Origin of the sequence: Aeromonas sp. ZOR0002 (assembly GCF_963866995.1) — a bacterium.
Lineage (GTDB): Bacteria > Pseudomonadota > Gammaproteobacteria > Enterobacterales > Aeromonadaceae > Aeromonas > Aeromonas caviae.
Genome location: NZ_CAWMFQ010000277.1, coordinates 1 through 583, shown reverse-complemented (window position 1 = coordinate 583; position 583 = coordinate 1). Strand labels below are relative to the sequence as shown.

General features: G+C 67.2%; 1 protein-coding gene. It reads right to left on the bottom strand.

The features are described from left to right. On the bottom strand, nt 1-583 hold a 583-nt coding region (locus AACR77_RS14965; protein ID WP_042882605.1), incomplete at both ends, for a GGDEF domain-containing protein.

The window sequence follows — 583 nt, the reverse complement described above, 5'->3', positions numbered from 1 at the left end:
CAGCGGCAGGAAGCTGGCCGGCGAGACGGCACCATGCTCCGGGTGCTGCCAGCGCAGCAGGGCCTCGGCGCCGACCACCTGGCCGCTGCGGGCACAGTATTTGGGCTGGTAGTGCAGGGCCAGCTCCCCTCGCTCCAGGGCGTGTTGCAGCTCCTTGTGCAGCAGGAACTGCTGGTGGGCGTTGGCGTTCATGGCGCTGTCGAAGTAGTAGTAGTCGTTGCGCCCCTGCTCCTTGGCGTAATACATGGCGGCATCGGCGTTGAGGGTCAGCTCGTGCAGGCTGGTGCCATCCTGGGGATAGACGGCAATGCCGATGCTGGCGGTGATGTGCAGGCTGTGGTGCTCCCACTCATAGGGCTGGGCCAGGGTGGCCAGCAGCCGCTCGGCGAAGGCCGTGGTCTGGCTCACATCCCCCGGCGCCAGGGCCAGCACGAACTCGTCCCCGCCAAAGCGCGAGGCGGTGTCGCTGGCACCGAGCAGGCCGGTGATGCGCTGGGCCACCTCGGCCAGCAGCAGATCCCCGGTGTGGTGGCCGTGGGCATCGTTGATGATCTTGAAGCCGTCGAGATCGAGAAACAGCAGG